We start from the raw sequence: 23,500 nt of genomic DNA, 5'->3' as shown, positions 1-23,500 counted from the left end.
GCGCTTTCCTCCGGGCATCGATCAAGGCGCCTGAAACGTATCAGGACTCGATTCGACGCATGTCAGGCGGCGTCTCGAAAGTATGCAGCGGTGCCGGACTAGGCACGGTCCACTCCAGGTCGGTGGCGCCATCCCAGGACCTGGCCGGCGCCTTCACCCCACCACGCACGCATTTGACGATGACCCATATGAACAGTAGCTGCGAGAAACCGAACAGGAAGCCACCGATGCTCGACGCCATATTGAAATCGGCGAACTGCAAGGCGTAATCGGGAATACGCCTTGGCATACCCGCCAGACCCGCAAAGTGCATGGGAAAGAACAGCAGATTGACGCCGATCACCGATAGCCAGAAATGCCAGCGTCCGAGACGCTCGTCGGGATAATGGCCGGTCCACTTGGGCAACCAGTAATAGACCGCCGCCATGATCGAGAACACTGCGCCGGGCACCAGCACGTAGTGGAAGTGCGCGACGACGAAATAGGTATCGTGATATTGGAAATCGGCCGGGGCGATGGCCAGCATCAGTCCCGAGAAACCACCGATGCTGAACAATACGATGAAGGCCAACGCGAACAGCATCGCCGTCTCGAAGGTGATCGATCCACGAAATAGCGTAGCGATCCAGTTGAACACCTTCACCCCGGTAGGCACGGCAATCAGCATGGTCGCATACATGAAGAACAGCTCGGCCACCAATGGCAGCCCCACCGAGAACATATGATGCGCCCAGACCGTAAACGACAGAACGGCAATAGACGCCGTGGCGTAAACCATTGAGGAATAGCCAAATAAAGGCTTGCGTGCAAACGTCGGAACGATCACCGAAACGATGCCGAACGCCGGCAGGATCATGATGTAGACTTCCGGATGACCGAAGAACCAGAACAAATGCTGGAAGAGCACGGGGTCGCCACCGCCCGCGGCGTTGAAGAAGCTGGTGCCGAAGTTGATGTCCAGCAGCATCATGGTCAGAACCCCGGCCAGCACCGGCATGACCGCGATCAGCAGGAATGCGGTGATCAACCAGGTCCAGACGAACAGCGTCATGTCCATCAGCCGCATGCCCGGCGCGCGCAGGTTGAGAATCGTCGCAATGATGTTGATCGCGCCGAGGATCGAACTGATCCCGGCCATGTGCAGCGAGAAGATAAAGAACGTCGTCGATGGCGGAGCGTAGGTCGTCGATAGCGGAGCATAGGACGTCCAACCGAAGTTGGGGCCACCGCCTGGCATCAATAGCGTTGAAAGCAGCAGGACAAAGGCAATCGGTAGCAACCAGAAACTGAAATTGTTGAGCCGTGGCAGCGCCATATCCGGCGCCCCAACCTGCAATGGAACCATCCAGTTCGCCAGCCCGACGAATCCCGGCATTACCGCGCCGAAAATCATGATCAGGCCATGCATGGTGGTCATCTGATTGAAAAATTCGGGCTGGACCATCTGCAAGCCGGGTTGAAACAATTCCAGCCGCACGACCAGCGCCATGATGCCGCCGACCATGAACATCGACAGCGAAAAGATCAGATAGAGCGTACCGATCTCTTTGTGATTGGTGGTCAATAGCCAGCGTAGTGGGCCACTGCGATAATGATGCTCGCCCTCATGGGCTGAGGCACCGCCAGTGATGCTATTGCCGTGCTCAAGCGGCGCCTTGGGGGGCAACTTGGGAGCCATCGGTAATCTCCTCGCCAGTCAACTTGCGGACAGGGTCCAAAGCGGATAGGAACTAAAGCTATTCAGATGACAAGCGCGCCTGGATATCCGACGGCTGAATGACATCGCCGGTTTCGTTACCCCAGGCATTCCGCTCGTAAGTGATCACAGCCGCGATATCCACGGGATTGAGCGTGCCACTGAAGGCCGGCATCGCCGTTTCCGAGACACCGTTGAGCACCACGCCGATATGCTTTTCCAGATCGTCCATCAAGGCCTGATTGCCCGCCAGCGCCGGGAAGGTCGGTGGCAAACCCTGGCCCTCGGCCTGGTGGCAGGCGGCACAGATGGTCGAATAAACCTTTTCACCCTGCGCCATCAGTTCGTCCATCTTCCATTCGCGATCAACGCTATTGGCCGCCGAAGCGGCTTGCTGCTTGCGCTCGGCCAACCAGGCATCGAAGTCGTCCTGTTCCATGGCATGGACTACCACCGGCATGAAGCCGTGGTTCCTGCCACACAACTCGGCACACTGGCCACGATAGATGCCCGGCTCCTCGATACGCGTCCAGGCTTCGTTGATGAAGCCCGGCATGGCGTCTTTCTTGACCGCGAAGGCGGGAACCCACCAGGAATGGATGACATCCGCCGATGTCGTTAGAAACCGCACCTTGCGATCGACAGGCAGCACTAACGGCTGATCCACCTCGAGCAAGTAATGTTCGTCCTTTGGCGCCTCGCCCTCAATCTGAGCACTCGGCGTCGACAAATTGGAGAAAAAACTGACACCTTCGCCCAAATATTCATATTGCCAGCGCCATTGATGGCCAGTAATCAGCACATCGAGATCGGATTCGGAGGTGTCGTACATTTCTTTTAGGGTTGCCGTGGCGGGAACGGCCATTGCGACAAGAATCAGAAGGGGAATTGTGGTCCAGAAAACTTCGACGGTGGTGTGCTCGTGAAAATGTGCGGCCTTGGCTCCCTTGGAGCGTCGGTAGCGGAATAGGGAATAGAACATGGCGCCGAAAACCACGACACCGATGACCACGCAAATCCAGAAAATCAGCATGTGCAGACTGTATACACTACGGCTGATTTCGGTCACCCCGACTGGCATGTTCCAGTCACTTGCCAGAGCATTGCGTTGCAATCCGGCAATTGCCACTACCATAACAGCCAGTACGAGCACCTTACGCATCGACTCCTCCTTGGTTTTTTGTACATAGGAGCATTGCTAAAGCAGTAAATTAGAAATCAGTATAGAAGAACTTAGCGATCCTTCAGCTATGCGTGCAACCTCAAATTAAACGTTACTCAGCCCGCCGCCATCATCGCCACGGAAACCACCAACCCCACCATGATCAGCGCCATGACCACGCCAGTGGCGATAAAAACGATCGGCTTGCCATGTTCGAAATCGCTGCGCCGCCGGGAATCCTTCTGCACACCGAAGAACGCCGCCAGTACCGATTTGATGACCTGCCACATGCAGCCCCCGGTTCGCCGACCTGCCCATCGCCCCAAGACTACTCCATGACTCATAAGCTCACATAGGGATGATTAAACGCATAAGCATAATAGACGTCAGCATCAAGATGAGCCGGCTTGCTAGAGCCATGATCGAGACCGCACTCAGGTTTTTGTCTAATGGAGCCTTCCGCGAGTTTCGCGAACGTGGTTGGGTTGAGCCATACGACCTACGTAGCAAGCCCACTCGGCAGATACGCATGGCGCTCGCTTGCCGCGCCCCATAAGACGAACGGCATCGCGGCCCATGGAGCAGCAGCAGTATCGATCGGATGCTTTCAGGACAACGAAAAAAGGCCACCGGAAAAATCCGAGTGGCCGTTTTCTGATTTCTTTGGTCGGAGCGACAGGATTCGAACCTGCGACCTCTGCAACCCCATTGCAGCGCGCTACCAAGCTGCGCCACGCTCCGTTACCGGTTCGCCTAATTACTTCGCATTATGCTAATGCAAGCCGTGACGAACGAGGCATATACTAGCGTTTTCCCCATCAAATGCAAGCGCGGTATCGGCTCTGTTTCCTAATGCCCGTTAACCTGGAAAGCGCGTTAGCCCGTCGCGCGCTCGATTGTGGAATGCGAGGCTCGTCGTCCTCTCACTTGTACAAAGCTTGCCGCGCTGGATTAGCGTGACCGAGTTCTTGCCGTGGGAATGGCCGCCAGCGGGTCGTCGGGCCAGGGATGCTTCGGGTAGCGCCCCTTGAGGTCCTTGCGTACCTCGAAATAGGTCGTGCGCCAGAAATTGGCCAGATCGCGCGTGACCTGAATAGGCCGGCGGGCGGGAGACAGAAGATGCAACATCAGCACCACTCTGCCCTCGACGATTGCCGGTGTCTGGCCGACCCCGAACAGCTCCTGCAGCTTGACCGCCAGCACTGGCGGGTACACCGAATAATCGATGCGCACTCGCGAACCGCTGGGCACTTGAATATGCGTGGGCGCCAATCGCTCCAGCCTTTGACGCTGAGGCCAATCAAGCCGATCGAGCAGCACGCTAGCCAAAGGCAGGCGGTCGATGTCGTCCAGGCGCCGGGCGTCATCGATGTAGGGCCCTAGCCAAACTTCCAGATCACTCATCAGGGCGGCGTCCGACCAATCGGGCCATGCGTCGCCTTGCTCGCGCTCGAGCAGCGCAACCCGAGCACGCAATTGCACGGCGTCCTGACCCAACTCAAGCCAGCCCCGACGCTTCAGCGCATCCAGCAATGCTTGGCGCAACGCCTCTTTTGGCACGTGTTGCACCGCTCGGCGCTCGAAAACCAATTCGCCCAACCCGCGCACTTCCTCGCCCTGCAAGCGCCCCGACTCGTCATCCCAATCAAAGCGCTGCTGCCAGTCTCGCGCCTGGGGGTAGAGTGCCAACAGCGTCGCTAGTTCGACGGGCGCCGCGCGAAAGATACGCGCCCCCTGCGCTTCGCCATCCAACTCAGTCACGACCAGATAATCCTGATGCGCCAGGTTCTGGCGAACATCGAGCAGCGCCTGGCCGCCACCGGACAGCTTGAAGCGTCCCACCTCGATACGCCCCGCGATGCGATCGGGATAGGCGATCGCGAGCAGCGCGCCGAGTGGCGTCAAGTCATCAACCGTCAATGAGCATCCGGCGCGACGCGCCCAGCGCCTGGCGTCGGTATACCAGGCGCGGTCACTACCCTGGGATCGGCCAGTGGGCAGCGCACTCAGCCGTCGGGTCAGATCCAACTCGGCAATGGCATCCCGACGCTCGAGTAGTGCCACCAACCAGCAGGCCAGCGGCCGGGCCGAGAGGGCCTCGGCACGCTCGAACATCACTGCCAGTCGAGGATGCATGGGCCAGCGCACGCACGCATGCCCCAATACCGTCAGATGATGCGCCTCATCGAGCAGCCCTAACTGACGTAATAGCGCTCGACCACTGGCCAGCGCCGCTTCGGGTGGCATGTCGACCCACTTGATCTGCGCGGGATCGGCAATCCCCCAGCGAGACAGTTCGAACGCCAACGGGGCCAGGTCGGCTTGAAGCATCTCGGGTGTCGCCTGGCTCGGCAGCGGCTGCTCCTCGGCCCATAAGCGAAAACACAAGCCGGGCCCCTGGCGACCGGCACGCCCCCGGCGCTGCTCGGCACTGGCACGATTGAGGCGATGCGTCTCCAGTCGGGTGAGACCACTGCGCGGCTGAAATCGTGGCACGCGTTCCCAGCCACTATCGATCACCACCTCGACGCCATCGACGGTGACGCTCGACTCGGCGATCGCGGTGGACAGCACCACGCGGCGATGGCCCTGCTCATCGCGGCGCAGGGCCTGTTGCTGTTGTGCCAACGTCAATTGACCGTGCAGCGGCAGCACGCGTACATCGGTCAGCGTTGCGAGTTCTTGCGCCAGTCGACGAATCTCGCGCTGACCGGGCAGGAACACCAGAATGTCACCGCGACTCGTGCCCAGCGCTTCGCGCACTACCGCCGCCTGATGGCGCTCCGGCTTGCCCCGCGCGGGAGTCGCCCGATAATGCGTCGTGATCGGAAATTGGCGCCCCTCACTTTCCAATAGCGCGGTCTCGTCACCCAGCACACGGCGTAACGCGCCAACGTTCAGGGTCGCGGACATGACCAACAGGCGCAGGTCCTCGCGCAGGCCCTCTTGAACATCCAGCGCCAGCGCCAGGCCCAGGTCGGCATCCAGGCTGCGCTCGTGGAACTCATCGAAGACGATCCCGCTCACGCCTTCCAGCATCGGGTCATCCTGAAGCATGCGCGTCAGCACGCCTTGGGTAACGACTTCCAAACGGGTATGCGGACCGACCCGGCTTTCACCGCGCACGCGATAGCCGACCGTGTCGCCCAATGCCTCGCCAAGCGACTCGGCCATGAAGCGTGCCGCCAGCCGCGCGGCGACGCGACGCGGCTCGAGCAGCAACAAGCGACCCGGCACACACCAGGGCTCATCGAGTAGCGCCAGCGGCACTCGCGTGGTCTTGCCCGCGCCGGGCGCCGCGATCAGCAACGCGCGCGTCTGCCGCGCCAATGCCTGACAAAGGCGGGGCAGCAAGGTATCGATGGGTAGTGACATGACAGCGGCCTTGGCGGCTCCGCCTAGGCGGCACCACCCAGAATCGAGGCTAGATCGATGCGCGTTTCCTGCGGGCGCAGATCGAGCAGCGCCTCGAGCGCACTCAAATGTTCTCTCATGCGCTGGCTGGCTTGCTCGGCGGGTCCATGCTCCAACAGGTTCAGCAGTTCGGCATGATCGTGATCGAGATAGCACGCCTCCATGCCCGCCCGCTTGTAGAGCGCTATGACGATCGACGTACGCAGAATCAGGTCGGCCAACATCGCACCCAACACACGGTTCGGCGAGTGCTCGGCCAGATAACGATGTACCGCCAGCGAGCATTCGACGCGCTGCGCCTCGTCGCCGCGCTGATGCGCCCGATGCTCTTCATCGATGATACGGCCCAATTCCCGGCGCTGCGTGGCACTCAGCTTGCCCGCCATCAAGGCAGCGACTTCGCCCTCAACCAGCCGCCGTGCGGCGAAGATTTCGCGAGTTTCCTCGACGTCCGGCGCCGCCACCCGCGCTACCTGGTTGGGTTGCTGAACGATGACATGATCCGATACCAGCCGCGTCAACGCCTTGCGCACCACCGATCGGCTCACCCCGAAAATATCACCCAGCGTGACTTCGGGCAGCCGCGTACCCGGCGGCAGGCGCTGTGTGAGCACTGCCTGGCGGATCATATCGACGATATGCTGATCGCTGATGCGCGCACCCGACTCGATATCCGCTAGAACGTCATCCCTCCAGCTCTTGTTCATGCCCTCCAACCCTCATGATCGTTTCGTGTGAATAACCATCGCATGTTCACAGCCTGATGACCATGTGTATTCAAGAAGCGCGCTGACTGCATGCATTAGTGAAAGGCCGACAACCTCGAACGGCCCACAATACCGAAAAAACGGTATCAACTTTTTCAGTCATGCACTTGGTTTTTTCCTCTACCAGCATCGCCATGACATCGCTTTCTTCTCGTTTATCCATCATCGGCCAATAAATAGCCTTGAATATGCAGACGATGCCGCTCCGGGCTAGTGACATCGGCTTACGCTTTGCTATTTTGTATACCGATGTGTGCACACACATAAAAACAATCATTGAATACAAAAGAGAGACCTATGAGTCCGACTCCATCTTCCCCCAAGTTCATTGCCTCCACTCTGGGACTGGCCCTGATCGCTACCGCCACCGGCGCGCAGGCCTGGACATCTTCATCGATCTCGCTGCTTACGGGCTCGAGCTATGTAAGCCCGGATTTCAGTGGTGCTGGCAACCATTCGGAATTTGACGCCACCATTGCCACCTTCGAGATGGCCAATGGCTGGGCGTATGGCGATAACTTCTTCTTCTTCGACTACACCAATGCCGAGGGCGAAGGCGATACCGACACCGGCCTGTATGGTGAGTTTGCTCCACGCCTTAGCTTCGGCAAGATAAGCGGAACCGATCTCGGCTTCGGCCCGGTCACCGACGTGCTGCTTGCCGGCCAGATAGAAATGGCCCCTGAAGGTGGCGGTAGCCGCTATCTGTATGGCCTGGGCTTCGACCTGGCGGTTCCCGGCATGGATTACCTCCAGCTCAATACCTACGCTCGCGACGACAAGAACATTCCCGGCGACACCTGGCAGGTCACGCTGGTATGGGGCTCGAGTTTCGAGATCGCCGAAACCAACTGGCTGTTCAAGGGCCACCTCGATTACGCGGGGGCGGAGGGCGACAATGAGAAGACTATCAATAGCGCCCCGCAGCTACTGCTGGACGTAGGAGATTTCTGGGGCGCCAGCGATAAGCTCTATGCGGGTATCGAATACCAGTACTGGAAGAACAAGTACGGGGTCGAGGGTGCCGACGAGCACAATCCGCAGTTGATGGTGACCTGGAAGCTCTGAGGATTAACGGCGAAAGCGGCCCGGTACGCTTCGGGCCGCTACTCCACCAAGCGCTGTTTACGTTTCAGAGCTTGCGCGCCTGACGCCGCAGCCCTTGAGAATCACCCGGCATAGAAAGTCGGTGATATTGCGATAATCGGGCTCGCTCAGCACATCGCGGTCGGTGATGCTGAGCACCTGGGCTTCGAAGTCGGCGTAATGCTGAGTGGAAGACCAGATCAGGAAAATCAGCCATACCGGATCCACCGGGTCCATCAGCCCCTTCTCGGCCCATTGCTCGAAGACCCGGGCTCGCGCATCGACCCAGTCTCTCAATTCACCGCGCAGGTATGTCTGCAGGAACGGTGCGCCCTGCAGCACCTCGGCGGCGAACAATCGCGAGCCTTGAGGATGGCTGCGGGTCAGTTCCATCTTGCTGCGAATGAAGGCTTCGAGCACTTCGGCGGGATCGTCGTCGACGCTGATATCGTCGAGCATGGCATTCCAGCGCCCCATCATGCGTTCTAGCAAGGTGACATATAGCTGGCGTTTGCTGCCCACGTAATACAGCACATTGGACTTGGGCAGCCCCGCCGCCTCGGCAATCGCCTGCACGCTGGCACCACGATATCCGTGGCAGGCAAAGACCTGCTCGGCCGCCTCGAGAATCGCCTGTTCGTTACGCAGTCGGGCACGCGTCGTATCGGGCGTGAGTATTGTCGTCATCGTGACACTCTACGGCATGGGAGCAGCAAGCTTGCCGCACATGCCCCACTTCACGCAATTTTTCACTTGCACTATTTAGCACTTTGGGCCACGCTGAAAATATCTTGACCATTTGGTCAAATACACGAAACACAACGGACCATCAGCGATAACAACGAGCGAACCCGTGATGATCGACTTCTACCTGAATGGGCAGCGCCAGCAACATGCCGACGTGACTCCCGACACCAGCGTGCTGGAGCTGCTGCGTACCCGGCTCGGGCAAACCGGTACCAAGGAAGGCTGCGCTTCCGGCGATTGCGGAGCCTGCACCGTTTCCATCGGCGAACCCGACGGCCGCGGCGGCCTCAGCTATCACAGCGCCAATGCCTGCATCACCCCGGCACATCAGCTCAACGGATGCCACCTGGTAACCGTCGAAGGCCTGTCGCGTGGCGATGCCCTGCACCCGGTCCAGGCCGCCATGGTCGACTGTCATGGCAGCCAGTGCGGCTTCTGCACGCCGGGCATCATCATGTCGTTATTTACCCTGCACGAGCAGCAGCGTCGCCGCCCGGCCCCGCTGACCCAGCAGCGCATGGAAGCGGCACTCGGCGGCAATCTGTGCCGCTGCACCGGCTATCGCCCCATCCGCGATGCCGCGCTACGCATGAACGAGTACCCGGACACGCACCCACTGTGGGCCGACGATCCGGACCTGGCCGGCAACGTTGCGACGCTCCACACCGACGCGACGAAGGCCAAGCCCAGCGCTGGCGCCACCAGCCAGGGGCGTTTCGATTCACCGCGCGACCTGGCCACCCTGCGCGAACTGCGCCGCGAACGCCCGCAGTCGCGCTTGGTCGCCGGCGCCACCGACCTGTGGCTGGAAAGCACCCAGCAACTCAAAATTCTCGATGACATCATCAACGTCCGCCAGGTCGCCGAGCTCAATACGCTGGAAGAAACACCCGAAGGCTGGTGGGTCGGCGCCGCCGTCACCTACAGCCGTCTCGAACCGCTGTTCGCCGAGCACTACCCGGCCTTCGAGCATCTCATGCATCGCTTCGCTTCATCACAGGTGCGCAACCGCGCCACCCTGGGCGGCAACGTCGCCAACGCCTCGCCGATCGGCGACACCCCGCCGGTACTGCTGGCGCTCGATGCCCGCCTGGCGCTGGATGGCCCCGAGGGGGCGCGCGAGATTCCCATCGCCGAGTTCTTCCTCGACTACAAGAAGACCGCGCTCAGAGAGGGTGAATTCATCCGCGCCATCTTCCTGCCGCGCCCGAACGCCGATCACAACCTCAAGGTATGGAAGCTCTCCAAACGCCGCGAAGACGACATCTCGGCAGTGCTCGCCGCCTTCGCCTGGCGCTGGGATAACGGCGTGATGCGTGACGTTCACCTGGCCTTCGGCGGCATGGCCGGCATTCCCAAACGCGCCCCGACTGCCGAAGCGGCACTCGAGGGGCAAGCGCCCAGTCAAGCCGTGTTCGAGGCCGCCAAGGCAGCGCTGCGTGGCGAATTCCAGCCGATGACCGACGTGCGCGGCACCAAGGAGTACCGTTCGATCGCCGCCGCCAACCTGCTCGAACGCCTACGTTTGATGCTGGCGAGCACCAGCAAGGATTCCGATAAAAAAGACGCGGAGGTGTGTCTCGATGCGTACGCTCACTAACATTAAGGCGCCTGAAGCCGCGCCATCTGTCAGCCATGAATCCAGCGAGGCTCGTAAAGAGCAGACGGGCCGCAATAAAGGCGATGGGCCGCTGGCGCGCGATACGACGACCGTACATCGCCAATCAGCTACTGGTGGCTCCAGCACCCATGCCAGGGCCCATGAGAGCGCGATCAAGCATGTCACCGGGCGGGCCGCCTATATCGATGACATTCCGGCACCCTCCGATGTACTGCACATCGCTCTAGGGCTTTCCCCCGTGGCCCACGGGAGGTTGACCCGCCTCGACCTGGAAAAGGTCAAGCGCGCTCCCGGCGTGGTCGACGTGATTACCATCGTCGATGTGCCCGGGCATACCGATATCGGCCCGGTGTTCCCCGGCGACCCGATCTTCGTCGACGACGAGATCAGCTACGTCGGCCAGACCCTGTTCGCGGTCGCCGCGACCAGCTACAAGGCCGCGCGCTTGGCCGTGAAGGAAGCCGTGATCGAAATCGACGAACGACCGGCCAGTCTCGACCCGGTGACCGCTACCGAACGCGGCGAATTCGTGCGCCCGACGCATACGCACCAGAGTGGCGACTGGCAACAGGCGCTGGAAAGCTCGGCTCACGTACTCGAGGGCGAGCAGTTCGTCGGTGGCCAGGAGCACTTCTACCTCGAAGGCCAGGCCTGCCTGGTGCTGCCTACCGAGGACGAAGGCGTCATGGTCTACACCTCGAACCAGCACCCCAGCGAAACCCAGAAGCTGGTCGCCGAGGTACTCGACATCCCCTTCCATGCCGTGACCATGGAAATGCGCCGCATGGGCGGCGGTTTCGGCGGCAAGGAGACCCAGGCCTCGCCTTGGGCATGTATCGCCGCCATCATCGCACGTCGCACGGGCCGTGCCGCCAAGTTGCGGCTACCACGTGCCGAGGACACGCGCGCGACCGGCAAGCGTCACCCTTTCAACAACCGCTACCGGCTCGGCTTCGACGACCAGGGTGTGCTGACGGGCGGCGACATCACCGTGATCGGCGACTGTGGCTATTCACCGGACCTGTCCGATGCCGTGGTCGATCGCGCCATGTTCCATGCCGACAATGCCTACTCGTTGGGCCAAGCCCGTGTCACCGGACACCGCGCCAAGACGAATACCGCGTCAAACACCGCTTTTCGTGGCTTCGGTGGCCCGCAGGGCATGATGATCATCGAGGCGGCGATGGATGACATCGCCCGGCACCTGGGCGAAGACCCGCTCACGGTGCGCAAGCGCAACCTCTATCGCCTGGGACGCGATGTCACCCACTACGGCCAGCGCGTCGAGCAGATCACATTGCTGCATGACATCGTCGAGCAGCTAGAGGCCAGCAGCGACTACTGGTCACGCCGTAAGGCGATTGCCGAGTTCAATGCCAAGAGCCCGATCATCAAGAAGGGACTGGCGCTGACACCGGTGAAATTCGGTATTTCCTTCACTGTGCAGCATCTCAACCAGGCAGGCGCCCTGCTGCTCGTCTATACCGACGGCAGCGTGTCGATCAACCATGGCGGCACCGAGATGGGTCAGGGCCTGCACACCAAGGTCTGCCAAGTGGTTGCCCGCGAACTGGGCCTGGACCTGGAGCAGGTACGCATTACCGCCACGCGTACCGACAAGGTGCCCAACACCTCGCCCACTGCGGCATCGAGTGGCGCCGACCTCAACGGCCAGGCGGCGCGGGATGCGGCATCCAAGCTACGCGAACGATTGTTCGACTTTGCTGCGCAGCACTTCGATCAGGAGCTCGGTGGGCTCGACCGCGAGGGTATGCGCCTGGAGGGCGGCGAACTAATCGCCGGCGTCGGTGAAAGCGAGCGGCGCATTCCCTGGGGTGAACTCATCCAGAAGGCCTACCTGGCGCGTGTCTCTCTATCAGAGAAGGGGTTCTACGCAACCCCCCTGATTCATTACGACCGCGATGCCGCCAAGGGCCGCCCTTTCTATTACTACGCGCATGGCGCCGCGGTCGCCGAGGTCGAAGTCGACACCCTGTCCGGCGAATACCGCCTGTCGCGGGCCGATATCCTCCACGATGTCGGCGATTCCCTGAATCCCGCGATCGATATCGGCCAGATCGAAGGGGCCTTCATTCAAGGCATGGGCTGGCTGACCAGCGAAGAGCTCAAGTGGAACGAACAGGGCCGGCTGATTTCCGACGGTCCGGCGACCTACAAGATCCCCGCCTTCGGTGACCTGCCGCCGGTGTTCAACGTCGACCTGCTGCAGGGTCATCCTAACTCACAGGCCAGCATCTACCGCTCCAAGGCGGTCGGCGAGCCACCCTTCATGCTCGGCATATCGGTCTGGTCGGCGCTGCGTGATGCCTTGGCCAGCCTGGTCGATTACCGCCACTGCCCGCGCCTCGATACTCCCGCCACCCCGGAACGCGTGCTGATGGCCGCCGAAGCGCTACGCAACGCCACGTTGGTGAAGGCTGCCCAGCCGGAGACGAGTGATGACCCGGCTTGATACGGCTCCGGGCCCGGGCGCATCGCCCAGTGCCTGGCACGACATCCTGCACCAATTGCAGGATGCCGCGCTGCCGCATGCCCTGGCCAGCGTGGTCGGGGCGGCAGGCTCCACGCCGCGCGAACCCGGCACCAAGATGGTGATCACGCTTGATGCGGTCTACGACACCCTCGGCGGTGGCACCTTCGAGCATCAAGTAATCGCCGCCGCACGCGAGGCTCTGCTGAACGACCAAGGCGGCACGCGCCTGGAGGCCTTCCCACTGGGCGGGCGCTCCGGTCAGTGCTGTGGTGGCTACGTTCACGTGCTGATCGAAGTCTTCGCCGGGGCGGAAATGACCGTTGCGCTGTTCGGCGCCGGCCATGTCGGGCAGGCGCTGGTGGGCCTGATGGCCCCGCTACCGTGGCGAGTGCTCTGGAACGATAGCCGCGCCGATGGCTTTCCCGCCTGGGCGGCCGATAGCCCGCGCCTGACGTGTCGCCACGCCCCGGACCCGGCAGCCGCCGTCGCGGCGCTGCAGCCCGATTGTCATGCGCTGGTGATGACCCATGACCACGGCGAGGACCGTGCGTTGGTCGACGCCCTGCTCAAGCGTAGCGATTGCGCCTCCATCGGCCTGATCGGATCGGACAGCAAATGGGCCAGCTTCCAGCGCCGCCTGCGCGACGCCGGGCATGAGCAGAGCGCACTGGACAAGGTGCGCTGCCCCATCGGCATCGCCGAGGCCAAGGGCAAGCGCCCTTACGAGATCGCGCTCGCGGTCAGCGCCGAGTTGTTGACCTTGAAGCCCGAAACCGAGCGCCCCGACCGGCGCGGAATTGACCCTAATGCATTGCGCGATGTGTTCGACGCTGAACGCATCGCGGATTCACGAGCTGGAGAAGATTGATGACCGATTCTCGCGCCTCCATGTATGTTCTGCGCGGCCCCTTGATCAGTTTCTTGAACGATCCGGGCGAAGGCGACACTCCCGAAGATGGCAGCCTGCTGCACCTCGAAGATGGCGCCCTGTGGCTTGAAAACGGCCGCATCCGGGCCGTCGCGGATTACACCCAGTTGGCGGCTCAGCTACCCGCTGGCATCGAAGTGGTCGACTACTCCGACAAGCTGATGATGCCGGGCTTCATCGACAGTCACGTGCACTACGTGCAGCTCGACATCATGGCTTCCTATGGCCGCCAGTTGCTGGATTGGCTGAACGAATACACCTTCCCCGAAGAGTGCCGCTTCGCCGAGCGCGCCCACGCCGAGAACGTCGCCGAAGCGTTTCTCGATGAAACCCTGCGGGTGGGCACCACCACCGCCCAGGTGTTTTGCACCTCGCATCCGGTATCGGTGGATACCTTCTTCACCGCCGCCCAGCGGCGTGGCCTGCGCATGCTCGCCGGCAAGGTGCTGATGGACCGTAACGCTCCCGAGGCGCTGACCGATACCGCCACCGGCGGCATCAAGGACAGCGAACGGCTGATCGCCGACTGGCACGGCAAGGGCCGGCTGGGCTATACCCTGACCCCGCGCTTCGCGCCGACCTCGACCCGCGACCAGCTCGATGCCACCGGCGGCATTCTGCGCAACGCCCCGGACCTGCATCTGCAGACACACCTCTCCGAGAACCTCGGCGAGATCGATTGGGTCGCCGAGCTGTTCCCCGAGGCCGCCGACTATCTGGATGTCTACGAACGTTACGGCCTGGTCGGGCCACGCAGCACCTTCGCCCATGGTATCCACCTGACCCAGGAGGCGCGCAACCGCCTGGCTCAGGCCGGTGCCAACATCGCCTTTTGCCCGACCTCCAATCTATATCTGGGCAGCGGGCTGTTCGACCGCCTGGCCTGCCGCGAAGCCGGACTCAACACGACCCTGGCCAGCGACGTCGGCGGCGGCACCGACCTTTCAGGATTGAGCACGCTCAAGGCCGCCTATCAGGTCGGTCAGTTGCTCAACCAGCCACTGACCGCTTGGCAGGGCTTCTACCGCCTGACCTTGGGCAATGCCCGGGCGCTGCATCTGGATGCGCATATCGGCAGCCTGCGCGAAGGCGCCGAAGCCGACATCGTGGTGCTCGACCCCAAGGCGACGTCGCTGATGGCTCGCCGCACCGAACGCACCAAGAGCCTGGCCGAGTTGCTGTTCGCGCTGATGATTCTCGGCGACGACCGCAGCGTGTACGCCACCTGGGCCAACGGCCAATGCGTGCACCAACGCGACACTGTCAACACGACCAAGCTACGGGAGGGTATCAGCGCGCTCGCCTAGCAGGCGTCGAGCGCACCGACTCTTCACTGCTTGTCTTAACTTGCTTCCTAGTTCTCTCTTGCCTCGCGCTGTTGGGCGGTCTCGGTCGAAAGACTGAGCCGCCCTTTTTTATTCGGCTGACCCGTACCGGCCCGCCGCCGTGTCGCGCGTTCAGGCAGCGTCGAGATCAGCCAATAACATTCTGCGTCGCCCTTCATCCATGAAAGCCACCTCGATGGCGTTGCGCGCCAGCCCGCGAAAAGTGTCTTTATTCCAATCGAAGGCATGATGACAGGCCAGATAGTTATCCAGCACGCCGCCGCCGAAATAGGCGGGGTCGTCCGAGTTGATGGTCAACTTGAGTCCGGCATCGAGCAGCCCTGGCAGCGGATGATCGCGCATGTCGTCGACCACCTTGAGGCGCAGGTTGGATAGCGGGCATACCGTCAGGGGAACCTGTGTGTCGCGCAGCCTTGCGGCGAGCTCGGGGTCTTCGAGGCAACGCACGCCATGGTCGATGCGGCAGACATCGAGCACGTCCAGTGCCTGGCGAATATACTCGGCCGGCCCTTCCTCGCCGGCATGCGCCACGCGAGGCAAACCCAGCAGCTTGGCGCGGGCGAATACCTCGGCGAACTTGCTGGGCGGGTTGTCGCGCTCGGCGCTGTCGAGCCCTACCGCATCGAGGAGTTCCAGATACGGGCCGGCACGCTCAAGTACGCTCATGGCCTCTTCGGCGGGTCGGTCACGCAGAAAGCTCATGATCAGCGCGGTGGAAAGCCCCCACTCACGCTCGGCCTGGCGCATGGCCCGCGTCAGACCTTCGATCTGGACGTCCATTTCGATGCCACGCGCCAGATGCGCTTGCGGATCGAAGGAGAGCTCGACATGCACGACACCCTCCGCCTGGGCACGGCGAAAGTAATCCATCGCCAGATCGAAGAAATCGTCGGCCGTACGCAATACCGCCATGCCTTGATAATAAAGGTCGAGAAAGGATTGTAGGTCGTCGAAGTCGTAGGCTTCGCGCACTTCCTCTACCGAGGCATAGGGCAGTGTGATGTCATTGCGCTTGGCCAGGGCAAACATCAATTCGGGCTCCAGCGAACCCTCGATGTGTAAATGCAGTTCGACCTTGGGCAGCGTCTTCAGCCAGTCTTTCATGGTGGAACCCCTTATCGAAGCTTCGCCCTATCTTGCCCGGACTTGACCGTTTACGAAAAGCCTAGCCAAGCCGCCCCTCATGCAACCTGAGCGTTCTATTTACCCCGGGCAGGCCAGTGTCATCGTGGGCCAAATAAAGCACGCTACGCTCGCCAAACCAACCATCGAGTCGCGCGGCGATACTGGTGGCCGTCGCTTCGTCCAACCCGGCGAAGGGCTCATCGAGAATCAACAGGTCGGCATCGGTCAGCAGCACCCGGGCCAAGGCGACACGCCGTGCCTGGCCCCCGGAGAGCTGACGCCCGGATTCGCCGACCCAGGTCTCGAGCCCTTGCGGCAGCGCTTGCGCCCAGCCTTCCAGTTCGACCAGTTCCAGAGCATTCCAGAGCTCTGCATCGCTGGCCTCGGGATTGGCCAGGCGCAGGTTGGTTGCCAGGCTGTCATGAAACAACTCGACCTGTTGCGTGAGATAACCGATACGACCACGCAGCGCGACAGGCGATAGCTGCCTCACATCCTGCCCACCGACCGATACCTTGCCGGTCGTGGGCTCGATCAATCGCACGAGCAACTGCGCAACACTGGATTTACCGGCGCCGGAGGCACCGACCAATGCCAGTCGCTCGCCGGGAGCCAGTGTCAACGAGACGTTATCCAGCGCCGGGGGCAGCGAGTCGGCATGCCCTTTTAAATAGTGCAGCGAAACGTCATCCAAGCTCGCTGACAACGCCCCCGACTCCGCTATCTCCTCCGGACTCTCCGACTCGCCAATCGCACCGCGCAGCGCGGCGAGTTCATTCAAGCGTCGCGCCGCCGCGCGCGTGGCGCCAAGCTGGGTAAACGCCATCGGCAGCGACGCCAGGGCCTCGTTCAGCGCCAGCACCGCCAGCGGCATCATCACCGTCAACGGCCCGGAAAGGCGCTCGCCGATATGCGCTTCGGCCGCTAGCCATAACGCCAATACGGCACTCAGCCCAACACCCAGGCTGACCAGCGCACTACCCAGCGCCTGGCGGCGTCCCAGGCGTCGCTGGTCGGCGTAAAGCGCATCCTCCTCGGCCTCGAGGGTGTGGCGATGTTCCGTCAAGGTCCGATAACAACGTAGCTCGGCCAAGCCTTGAAGCTGCTCGATGGCGCGCATGCGCAGACGATCGAGTGTCGCGACCCGGCGTTGACTGGGCGCCATGCCCAACCAGGATTGTCCCAGCACCAGCCAGGTCCACAAGGCAAGCAACGCCAGCAATACCGCGCCACCCACCCAGGGTGCGAAAAATCCCAGCAAGGCGCTCACCGCAACGATCGCCACCAGGGCCACCAGCGGCGGCGCCAGCAAGCGCAGATACAGGCCGTCGAGGGTATCGATATCCGCGGTCAGACGATTCAGCCACTCGGCGGCGCGCAGTCTGGCCAACTCGCGCCCATCCAAACGGATCAGCACGGCGAACAGGTTGGCGCGCAGATCGGCCAGCAGACGCAGCACCGTATCGTGGTTGTAGATCCGCTCGAGATAACGCGCCCCGGTTCGCAATACGGCGAACAGACGGATGCCGCCGCCGGGGATATAAACACCCAGACTGATCGCCACCCCCGCCGCCGCCAAGACGCCGGCAATCGCCGTCGCGGTGATGAACCAGCCCGATAGCGCCAGCAAGCCGATGGCCGCGATCACGGTCAGCAGCATCAACCCCGCGCCCTTCCACAACCGCCGCCGACGCCAATCCAGCACCCTCAGCCAGGGGCGAAATTCACTGGCGAGCGTTGTCTTAGTGGGCCGTGACATTTGCCCCCCTGGTGTCAGCGCTTACCAGACCCGCGTCGATCGTCAGCACCCGGTCGGCCATCGCCATCAGTGCCGGGTGGTGGGTCGCCACGATCAGCGTGCGCCCTTCATCCTGTAGCGCCTGCAACGAAGCGACGATTCGCGCCTCACTGGCGCGATCGAGATTGGCGGTAGGTTCGTCGAGCAGCACCAGCCGTGCGCGTGACAGAAAGACCCTCGCCAGCGCCAGTCGCTGGGCCTGGCCACCGGATAGTCCCATGCCACGTTCGCCGAGCGGTGTCTGCAAGCCATCGGGCAGGCTTGCCAACAACTCGCCGAGCCCGGCACGCTCGGCGGCGTCAAGCAATCGCGCCTGATCGGCATCGGGGGCCACCAGTCGTAGATTATCGGCCAGGCTACCCTGGACCAGCCATGGGCGCTGATCCATCCAGGCGATCGCCGACGACGGCACGTCGGCCTCGCCGGATTCGATCTCGACAAACCCCGCCAACACTTGCAGCAGCGTCGACTTGCCGGCCCCGGACGGCCCCACCAGTACTATGCACTCGCCCGCCGTTACCGTCAGATCGAGCGGGCCCAGCACGCGCCCACGCCCTGGGTGGCTGACGCATAATCGACTCAAGCGAACGGCGGCTTTATTCATTCGCTGGCGAGTCGCTGCCTGTGCCGACGGAGCCGGCAGCTTGAGCAGCGTCACCAGGCCATCGGCGGCACCCAGAGCGGCGGCGCGATCGTGATAATGCTGCGACAGCGTGCGCAGCGGCTGAAAGAATTCCGGGGCGAGCAGCAGGATGAACAGGCCACTGAACAACGTCAGTTCGTCGGCGGGACCGAAGGCGATATAACCCAGCAAACCGAAGCCGATGTAGATGGCGACCACGGCAATCGCCACCGAGGCAAAGAACTCGAGCACGGCCGACGACAGGAACGCCAAACGCAGCGTACGCATACTGCGTGCGCGATAATCGTCGGCGGCGGTGAACACCTCATCGACAGTGCTTTCGGCCCGGTTGAACAGTTGCAGCGTTGTCAGGCCGCGCACCCGATCGAGAAACTGCCCCGCCAACCGAGTCACCGCCACGAATTGCTCGCGGTTGAGGCGCTCCGCGCCCATGCCGACCAGCGCCATGAACAGCGGAATCAGCGGCGCCGCTAGCAGCAGGAACAACGCTGCCAGCCAATCGAGCCAGGCCACCACGGCCAGGATGATCAACGGCAGTACCAGAGTCAGGCGTAACTGTGGGAGAAAACGCGCGAAGTGGCCCTCTAGCGCTTCGACCTGATCGACCAGTTGCCCGGCCAGTCCGGCGCTGTGCCGATCGCCCAGGCGAACCGGCCCCAACGCGCCGAGATGATCGAGCAACGCCGAACGCACGCGCGCCCTTACCCGCAAGCTGGCCTCGAGTGCCGCGCTTTCCTGCCCCCATTGGGCAACGCAGCGCAGCACAATCACCCCGATCAGCCCGAGAAAGACACCGCCTAGCGTAGCGGGGCTATCCACCCCCTCGATCAAGCGACTGATCGTCCAGGCCAGCAGGCCCATTTGCGCAAGCGTCAGCAACCCGGCGACGATGCCGGCCAGTGTCGCAATCAACAGCCAGCCACGAACGCCCTCGGCTTGCTTGCGTAGCCACCCGCGTGGCGTCAGTTCGGATTCGACCATGGGCGGCTCAGTGATACCCTTCGCCGGGGCGCACCTTGCCCCGGAACACCCAATACGCCCAGCCGGTATAGCCCAGGATGATCGGGATGACGAACAACGTGCCGATCAGCAGGAAGAGTTGTGAACTCGGCGCGGAAGCCGCTTCCCACAAGGTGTAGTCCGGCGGTACGACGTAGGGCCAGCGGCTGACCAGCAAGCCCAGGTAAGTGAAAAGGAACATGCTCATGGTGGCGAAGAACGGCAATCTCGAGCGGCCCGCCCTGGCCGACCAGAACAGCAGCGCGGCGCTGAGCATCGCCAGTGCCGGCAGCACCCAGATCACCTGAATGTTACTGAACCAGCGCTCCCAGACACCGGGATCGACAGTCGGCGTCCACAGGCTGACCACGGCGAACACCGCCAGCACCACAGCGAGCAAACGGGGCACCAGGCCAAACGCCCAGGCCTGCACGTGGCCTTCGGTTTTCATGATGATCCAGGTAATGCCCAGCAGCGCAAAGCCCGCCATCATGCCCAGGCCCGTCGCGACGCTAAACGGCGTCAGCCAGTCGAAGGGGCCGCCGACGAACGTCTTGTCCTGGGTTTCGAAGCCCTGAATATAGGCACCGACCACGGCGCCTTGGGCGAAGGTCGCCACCGCCGAACCGCCGGCGAAAGCCAGGTTCCACCACTTGCGGGAACGCCGCGCCTTGAAACGAAACTCGAAGGCCACACCACGGAAAATCAGCCCGGCAACCATCAGGAACACCCCGATGTATAGCGCCGGCAGCACGATGGTATAGACCAGCGGAAAGGCGCCCAGCAGCGCCGTGCCGGCCAACACCAGCCAGGTCTCGTTGCCGTCCCAGATCGGCGCGGCGGTGTTCATCATCACGTTACGGGCCTCTTCATCGGGAGCCAGCGGATACAGGATTCCCAACCCCAGTACGAAACCATCCAACAGCACGTACATGATGATGCTGAACGCGATGATGACCGCCCAGATCACCGACAAATCGAAGGTTTCCATGATTCAACTCCTTGCCGGTGCACTATCGTCATCATCGTCGAAAGACACATGAGCGGCGGACATCGGCCGCGAAGGCCGCTCGACCTCGTGGGCCTCGTCGCTATCGTCCAGCATGCCTTTGCGAACCACCCGGGTCAGATAGTAAACCCCGGAATAGAATACCACCGCATAGACCGCGACATAGCCGATCAGCGTGAACAGCGCCATGGCACCGCTCAGCGATGGCGTCACGCCTTCGGCATGGGTCATCATGCCGTAGACCACCCAGGGCGCGCGACCGGTCTCGGTGGTGATCCAGCCAGCGAGCACGGCGATGAACGGCGCCACGCTCATCAGTCGCAAGCCCTGCAGAAAAAAGCGGTTGGTGTAGATCCGCCCGCCACGACGCAATATCAGCCCGGTCACGGCGAAGGCGATCATCAGTACGCCGAGCGCCACCATCACACGAAAGGCATAGAAGGTGATCCATACCGGTGGTTGTTCGTCGGCCGGTACTTCGGAGAGCCCCGGCACCACGCCATCCCATTCATGGGTGAGGATCAGGCTGCCCAGATTGGGAATGCCGATCTCGAAGAGATTGGACTGGGTCTGCTTGTCGGGAATCGCCAGCAGCAACAGCGGCACCCCGGCATGCGTTTCCCAATTGGCCTCCATGGCGGCAATCTTGATCGGCTGATGCTCCAGCGTATTGAGACCATGGAAATCGCCCACCACCGCCTGGGTCGGCGTGGCAATCAGCAGCAACCACAGACTCATCGACAGCGCCTTCTTGTTGGCCTCGACATCGTGACCGCGCAACAGATACCAGGCGCTCACGCCCGCCACCACGAAGCCACCGGTGAGAAACGAAGCCAACGCCATATGCGTGAAGCGATACGGGAACGACGGATTGAAGATCGCCTCCAGCCACGAAGTCACATGGAAAACGCCATTGCGCAGTTCGACGCCGTCGGGCGTATGCATCCAACTGTTGGTGGCGAGAATCCAGAACGCCGAGATGAACGTACCGATCGCCACCATGATGGCGGCGAACAGGTGCACCCCCGGCGAAACCCGGTTGCGACCGAATAGCAACACGCCGAGAAAGCCCGCCTCGAGGAAAAAGGCAGTGAGCACCTCGTAACTGAGCATCGGTCCGAGGAAGTTGGCGGTCGCCTGGGAAAAATTGCTCCAGTTGGTGCCGAACTGGAACGACATCACGATGCCCGACACGACCCCCATGCCGAAAACCACTGCGAAGACCCGAGTCCAGAATTCGGCGAGGCGCTCCCAGGCAGGGTTGCTGGTCTTGACGAACAATCCGTAGAGCAGCGCGAGATAGGATGCCAGCCCGATGGTGAAAACCGGGAATATCGCATGGAAGGACACCACGAAAGCGAACTGAATTCGCGATAGGAGTATCGGATCAAGCTCCATGAATGGCTCCTTGAAAGTCCAACGGTAGCTCAAGGGTCGCCGTCGGTGCGGGCTTCCTGAGTCACCCTGGCATCGTCGCTCGACCTTTCGGCGGTGGCGATGTCTATCCTACGCATCTCGACACGCAAGCAGAAGAATGTCCTCGTGCTTGCCGTGTGTCGTGTTGCCGCAGCCGGCGCCTTGACCAAGCGCCGGTCACTTACCGCAGTGGACGAGCGAGCCGGACGGACTTAGCCGCCGCTGGTTTGTATCACGGTATAAATCAGGTAGCCGGTGTAGGCGAGATAGGCAAGCAGCAGCGCACCGCCTTCGAGACGGTTGATGCGCCCCTGACCGCGCAGGCCGATGCCGAACACCATCACCGCCAGCGTCAGTGCGGCCATCACCGGCCAGTCGCGGGTCAACACCTCGCTGCCCGTATCAATGGGGCCAATCAGGCCGGCCAGTCCGACGACCGCTAGCGTATTGAACAGGTTGGAGCCGACGATATTGCCCAGTACCAGGTCATGCTCGTTCTTGCGTACCGCACTGATCGACGAGGCCAACTCGGGCAGTGAGGTGCCGATGGCGACCACGGTCAGGCCGATGATCAGATCGCTGACACCGAAGGCCTGAGCGATATCCACCGCCCCCCAGACCAGCATGCGTGAGCTGACCAGCAGTACCGCCAAGCCAATCAACGTCCAAGTCAACGCCGTTTTCAGGGTCATGGGGTGAGAGGCCATGCTCTCCTCGGTTTCCAAACCCAGCACATCGCCGCTGCTCTTACGTGCGCGCCAAATACTCAAGGCCATGGTGATCGCCAGCAACAGCACCAATAGTCCGGCATCGAGACGCGAAATCTCGCCATCGAACAGCAACCAGGCTGAGATGAGCGTCGCCGCGCCCAACAGGGGCAACTCCTGGCGGATGACCTGAGAGTGAACCGCCAGCGGGCTCAGCAAAGCAACGACACCGAGAATCATGCCGATGTTGGTGATGTTCGAACCATAGGCGTTGCCGACTGCCAAGCCGGGGTTGCCCTGCCAGGAGGCCAGTGCCGAGACCAGCAACTCTGGCGCCGAGGTTCCGAAACCAATGACCAGCATGCCGATCAACAGTGATGGCAGGCCCAAGTGTTGCGCCGTGGCGGCAGCCCCGTCGACGAAACGATCGGCACTCCAGACCAGCAGGATCAAACCCACGACGATGGCGGCAATAGCGAGTAGCACGCAAAACTCCTCTTGATGCGGATGAAAGAAATGTCTTCGATAGGCGGCGAGATGGC

At 62.0% G+C, this 23,500-nt stretch carries 17 protein-coding genes and 1 tRNA gene; 5 read left to right on the top strand and 13 right to left on the bottom strand.

What is annotated here, in order from left to right; genetic code table 11:
* Positions 1-40: 40 nt before the first annotated feature.
* The 6 genes from ctaD to BLR92_RS02915 all read right to left on the bottom strand — a co-directional run bounded on the left by ctaD (position 41) and on the right by BLR92_RS02915 (position 6,979).
* Complete coding sequence (ctaD, locus tag BLR92_RS02940) at positions 41-1,678, bottom strand: cytochrome c oxidase subunit I (RefSeq protein ID WP_217636515.1); 1,638 nt, start codon at positions 1,676-1,678, stop codon at positions 41-43.
* 58 nt (positions 1,679-1,736) lie between these two features.
* Positions 1,737-2,858: a cytochrome c oxidase subunit II gene (gene coxB / locus BLR92_RS02935; protein ID WP_089725309.1), complete on the bottom strand. Its 1,122-nt coding sequence runs from the start codon at positions 2,856-2,858 to the stop codon at positions 1,737-1,739.
* Positions 2,859-2,974: 116 nt separating this feature from the next.
* The gene (locus BLR92_RS02930; RefSeq protein WP_089725308.1) at positions 2,975-3,148 is read right to left on the bottom strand and encodes a DUF2970 domain-containing protein; all 174 of its coding nucleotides are present in this window, start codon (positions 3,146-3,148) and stop codon (positions 2,975-2,977) included.
* Between the two features lie 374 nt (positions 3,149-3,522).
* Positions 3,523-3,599 (bottom strand) — tRNA-Pro (locus tag BLR92_RS02925).
* 210 nt (positions 3,600-3,809) lie between these two features.
* On the bottom strand, positions 3,810-6,233 hold the full coding sequence (hrpB, locus tag BLR92_RS02920) for an ATP-dependent helicase HrpB (protein ID WP_089725306.1): 2,424 nt from the start codon (positions 6,231-6,233) through the stop codon (positions 3,810-3,812).
* Between the two features lie 23 nt (positions 6,234-6,256).
* Positions 6,257-6,979, bottom strand: a complete 723-nt coding sequence (locus tag BLR92_RS02915) for a GntR family transcriptional regulator (RefSeq protein ID WP_089725304.1) — start codon at positions 6,977-6,979, stop codon at positions 6,257-6,259.
* Between the two features lie 357 nt (positions 6,980-7,336).
* Here BLR92_RS02915 and BLR92_RS02910 point away from each other — a divergent pair, with 357 nt between their 5' ends.
* Positions 7,337-8,107, top strand: coding sequence for an outer membrane protein OmpK (locus tag BLR92_RS02910; RefSeq protein ID WP_089725302.1), 771 nt, complete (start codon positions 7,337-7,339; stop codon positions 8,105-8,107).
* A 57-nt stretch (positions 8,108-8,164) separates the two neighbouring features.
* Here BLR92_RS02910 and BLR92_RS02905 read toward each other — a convergent pair whose 3' ends face one another.
* A complete protein-coding gene (locus BLR92_RS02905; RefSeq protein ID WP_089725301.1) occupies positions 8,165-8,812 on the bottom strand; it encodes a TetR/AcrR family transcriptional regulator in 648 nt (215 codons plus the stop codon).
* A 169-nt stretch (positions 8,813-8,981) separates the two neighbouring features.
* Between BLR92_RS02905 and xdhA the strand changes: the two genes are divergently transcribed.
* Genes xdhA through guaD form a run of 4 tightly spaced genes read left to right on the top strand, consistent with a single transcriptional unit; the run spans position 8,982 to position 15,222 of the window.
* Positions 8,982-10,472, top strand: a complete 1,491-nt coding sequence (gene xdhA / locus BLR92_RS02900; RefSeq protein ID WP_089725299.1) for a xanthine dehydrogenase small subunit — start codon at positions 8,982-8,984, stop codon at positions 10,470-10,472.
* Positions 10,456-12,966, top strand: a complete 2,511-nt coding sequence (gene xdhB / locus BLR92_RS02895) for a xanthine dehydrogenase molybdopterin binding subunit (RefSeq protein ID WP_089725296.1) — start codon at positions 10,456-10,458, stop codon at positions 12,964-12,966. The genes xdhA and xdhB overlap by 17 nt, the downstream gene beginning before the upstream one ends.
* Complete coding sequence (xdhC, locus tag BLR92_RS02890; protein WP_089725294.1) at positions 12,953-13,855, top strand: xanthine dehydrogenase accessory protein XdhC; 903 nt, start codon at positions 12,953-12,955, stop codon at positions 13,853-13,855. Before xdhB ends, xdhC begins: the two co-directional genes overlap by 14 nt.
* Positions 13,855-15,222, top strand: a complete 1,368-nt coding sequence (gene guaD / locus BLR92_RS02885; protein WP_089725293.1) for a guanine deaminase — start codon at positions 13,855-13,857, stop codon at positions 15,220-15,222. The genes xdhC and guaD overlap by 1 nt, the downstream gene beginning before the upstream one ends.
* A gap of 150 nt (positions 15,223-15,372) precedes the next feature.
* On the opposite strand, the gene BLR92_RS02880 is transcribed toward guaD, so the two are convergent.
* The 6 genes from BLR92_RS02880 to BLR92_RS02855 all read right to left on the bottom strand — a co-directional run bounded on the left by BLR92_RS02880 (position 15,373) and on the right by BLR92_RS02855 (position 23,444).
* Positions 15,373-16,365, bottom strand: coding sequence for an adenosine deaminase (locus tag BLR92_RS02880; RefSeq protein ID WP_089725291.1), 993 nt, complete (start codon positions 16,363-16,365; stop codon positions 15,373-15,375).
* Positions 16,366-16,426: 61 nt separating this feature from the next.
* Positions 16,427-18,145 (bottom strand): thiol reductant ABC exporter subunit CydC, encoded by a 1,719-nt coding sequence (gene cydC, locus BLR92_RS02875; protein ID WP_089725289.1) that lies wholly within the window; start codon positions 18,143-18,145, stop codon positions 16,427-16,429.
* Positions 18,129-19,808, bottom strand: coding sequence for a thiol reductant ABC exporter subunit CydD (gene cydD / locus BLR92_RS02870; protein WP_089725287.1), 1,680 nt, complete (start codon positions 19,806-19,808; stop codon positions 18,129-18,131). Before cydD ends, cydC begins: the two co-directional genes overlap by 17 nt.
* Positions 19,809-19,815: 7 nt before the next feature.
* Positions 19,816-20,817: a cytochrome d ubiquinol oxidase subunit II gene (locus BLR92_RS02865; RefSeq protein WP_089725285.1), complete on the bottom strand. Its 1,002-nt coding sequence runs from the start codon at positions 20,815-20,817 to the stop codon at positions 19,816-19,818.
* A 3-nt stretch (positions 20,818-20,820) separates the two neighbouring features.
* The gene (locus tag BLR92_RS02860) at positions 20,821-22,233 is read right to left on the bottom strand and encodes a cytochrome ubiquinol oxidase subunit I (RefSeq protein WP_089725283.1); all 1,413 of its coding nucleotides are present in this window, start codon (positions 22,231-22,233) and stop codon (positions 20,821-20,823) included.
* Between the two features lie 230 nt (positions 22,234-22,463).
* Positions 22,464-23,444: a calcium/sodium antiporter gene (locus BLR92_RS02855; RefSeq protein WP_089725281.1), complete on the bottom strand. Its 981-nt coding sequence runs from the start codon at positions 23,442-23,444 to the stop codon at positions 22,464-22,466.
* Between the last annotated feature and the right edge of the window lie 56 nt (positions 23,445-23,500).

The organism is Modicisalibacter muralis (genome assembly GCF_900102945.1).
Lineage (GTDB): Bacteria > Pseudomonadota > Gammaproteobacteria > Pseudomonadales > Halomonadaceae > Modicisalibacter > Modicisalibacter muralis.
The sequence above is the reverse complement of the archived record's forward strand: the minus strand, read 5'-3'. Positions and strand labels throughout refer to the sequence as shown.

What these genes read in the sequence shown, in the direction of transcription:
- BLR92_RS02930 (WP_089725308.1), bottom strand. Translation starts at nt 3,148, where the DNA reads ATGTGGCAGGTCATCAAATCGGTACTGGCGGCGTTCTTCGGTGTGCAG.
- coxB (WP_089725309.1), bottom strand. Translation starts at nt 2,858, where the DNA reads ATGCGTAAGGTGCTCGTACTGGCTGTTATGGTAGTGGCAATTGCCGGA.
- BLR92_RS02910 (WP_089725302.1), top strand. Translation starts at nt 7,337, where the DNA reads ATGAGTCCGACTCCATCTTCCCCCAAGTTCATTGCCTCCACTCTGGGA.
- cydD (WP_089725287.1), bottom strand. Translation starts at nt 19,808, where the DNA reads ATGGTCGAATCCGAACTGACGCCACGCGGGTGGCTACGCAAGCAAGCC.
- BLR92_RS02860 (WP_089725283.1), bottom strand. Translation starts at nt 22,233, where the DNA reads ATGGAGCTTGATCCGATACTCCTATCGCGAATTCAGTTCGCTTTCGTG.
- hrpB (WP_089725306.1), bottom strand. Translation starts at nt 6,233, where the DNA reads ATGTCACTACCCATCGATACCTTGCTGCCCCGCCTTTGTCAGGCATTG.
- BLR92_RS02880 (WP_089725291.1), bottom strand. Translation starts at nt 16,365, where the DNA reads ATGAAAGACTGGCTGAAGACGCTGCCCAAGGTCGAACTGCATTTACAC.
- cydC (WP_089725289.1), bottom strand. Translation starts at nt 18,145, where the DNA reads ATGTCACGGCCCACTAAGACAACGCTCGCCAGTGAATTTCGCCCCTGG.
- xdhB (WP_089725296.1), top strand. Translation starts at nt 10,456, where the DNA reads ATGCGTACGCTCACTAACATTAAGGCGCCTGAAGCCGCGCCATCTGTC.
- BLR92_RS02865 (WP_089725285.1), bottom strand. Translation starts at nt 20,817, where the DNA reads ATGGAAACCTTCGATTTGTCGGTGATCTGGGCGGTCATCATCGCGTTC.
- xdhA (WP_089725299.1), top strand. Translation starts at nt 8,982, where the DNA reads ATGATCGACTTCTACCTGAATGGGCAGCGCCAGCAACATGCCGACGTG.
- xdhC (WP_089725294.1), top strand. Translation starts at nt 12,953, where the DNA reads ATGACCCGGCTTGATACGGCTCCGGGCCCGGGCGCATCGCCCAGTGCC.
- guaD (WP_089725293.1), top strand. Translation starts at nt 13,855, where the DNA reads ATGACCGATTCTCGCGCCTCCATGTATGTTCTGCGCGGCCCCTTGATC.
- ctaD (WP_217636515.1), bottom strand. Translation starts at nt 1,678, where the DNA reads ATGGCTCCCAAGTTGCCCCCCAAGGCGCCGCTTGAGCACGGCAATAGC.
- BLR92_RS02915 (WP_089725304.1), bottom strand. Translation starts at nt 6,979, where the DNA reads ATGAACAAGAGCTGGAGGGATGACGTTCTAGCGGATATCGAGTCGGGT.
- BLR92_RS02905 (WP_089725301.1), bottom strand. Translation starts at nt 8,812, where the DNA reads ATGACGACAATACTCACGCCCGATACGACGCGTGCCCGACTGCGTAAC.